2 protein-coding genes are annotated in these 1731 nt (G+C 51.9%); one reads left to right on the top strand and one right to left on the bottom strand.

The features are described from left to right. A partial coding sequence (locus GOX45_RS21885) for an adenylate/guanylate cyclase domain-containing protein (RefSeq protein WP_217350625.1) occupies positions 1–1454 on the top strand: 1454 nt, incomplete at its 5' end. Between the two features lie 106 nt (positions 1455–1560). Here the strand turns inward: GOX45_RS21885 and GOX45_RS21880 are convergent. Next, positions 1561–1731: integrase core domain-containing protein (locus tag GOX45_RS21880; protein WP_171104082.1), on the bottom strand; the 171-nt coding region annotated here is incomplete at its 5' end.

Here is a 1731-nt window from a genome sequence, read left to right as displayed (position 1 = left end):
AAGATCTGCTTGGAGACGGCGTGAACATTGCTGCGCGGATCGAAGCAGAGGCTGAGCCGGGCGGGGTTTTGGTCTCGCACGCCGTTTTCGAACAGGCTAAACGCGGCGCGCAAGTTCGGTTCAAGCCAATTGGTCACCGGCGTTTCAAAAACATCGACGAAGCAGTCGAGCTTTATTCAGTCGAGGGCGATCTCGGATTGCATAGTTGTATGCTTACAAAGGGGTTGCCTCAAACACAGGCTACTAAACCCCAGCAACGCGACAATGGTGTAATCGTTCTTCCGTTCCAAAACCGCAGTACAGATCCAGAGCAACAATATTTTGCAGAAGGTTTCACAGAAGATGTGATCACAGAACTCTCGCGATTCACCGAGTTATTCGTGATTTCACGAAACGCTAGCTTCTCTTTGGAAGAGCGCGATTGTTCGCCCGATACGATTTGCGGAGAAACGGGAGTTCGTTACGCCGTCGAGGGTGGCGTACGTGTTTTGGGCGAACGCGTCAGGGTCTCAGCGCGTCTTTTTGACGGGTCTAGCGGTGCTCAAGTTTGGTCTGAGAATTATGACTGCGAAGTGGACGAACTGTTTGATGTTCAGGACGATATGGTTGCCAAAATCTCAGCCGCCGTCGCAGGACGTGTCGAACAACAAGCAGAAAAATCGGCCAGGGAAAAACCGACCAGTGACATGGCCGCTTACGATTGCTTGAAACGTGGGCTTCACCATCACCGCATTGGTGGTGTCACGCGCGAGAATGCTGAAACCGCAATGAAGTGGTTGAAAAAGGCTTTGGAAAAAGACCCGACGTTCGGCAGAGCTCAAGCATGGTTGGCTTGCGCCGTCGCAACGCGGGACGAATGGCTTGGGATAAAAGATGACGATCTTTACTGGGAAATGGGGCGTCGGGCGTTAGAGTTAGATAGCAATGATGCTGAAGTCCACAGGATCATGGGGTCACTGTCTTTGTACAAGGAAGACTTTGACAATGCACTTTATCATTACTCGCGCGCGCTCGAAATAACGCCAAACCACGCATATATTGTCGCCCACGCGGGAAATGTTCACAATTACTTAGGCGATGGGGAAAAGGGGCTTGTTTTTCAAAGGCGTGCCGAAGCACTTGATCCGTACCTTCCGGAGTACTGCCGAGAAGTTGGAGTAATTGCACATTACACACTAAGAGATTGGGAAGCTTGTTTCCAGGCGGCAACGGCATTCCCGCGACTTACCCGTCGCGCCGCCGCGTACAGAGCCGCCGCCGCTTTGCATTTGGATGATACAGAGCGGTTGAAACGGGCTATTCGAAGACTATCCACGATAGATCCAGAGTTCGATTTAGAAGGGTTCCTTTCTATTGAGCGCTTTCAGGACAGTCAGCGCAATGAACAACTCCGCGAAGAGATGTCTCAGGTACTAGGGTTTATGAACGAAGGTCTATTGCGCGCAGTCGTGTGACAAACTTTTGATACTGAGATGAATATAGCAGCTAGCAACCTAACTCTATAGCATTCTTCAGCTTTGCAGGTGGCTGTTGACCTGCTCCCTTTGGAGTCCGCGTTTCTTAGTTAGCTCTGCTCAGTGTTTGGTCCTCTCTTGACCGTTGGTGGTACTCCCACGGTGTGAGCCCGTCGAGGCTCGAGTGTGGGCGGTGGTGATTGTAGTCGGCGCGCCATGCCGCAATTGTGCGGCAGGCATGGCGCGATGACGGGAACAGGTGTTCGTTGAGGCATTC

Origin of the sequence: Ruegeria sp. HKCCD7255, from assembly GCF_013031565.1 — a bacterium.
Taxonomy (GTDB): Bacteria; Pseudomonadota; Alphaproteobacteria; order Rhodobacterales; family Rhodobacteraceae; genus Ruegeria.
This window is presented reverse-complemented; position numbering and strand designations above follow the sequence as displayed.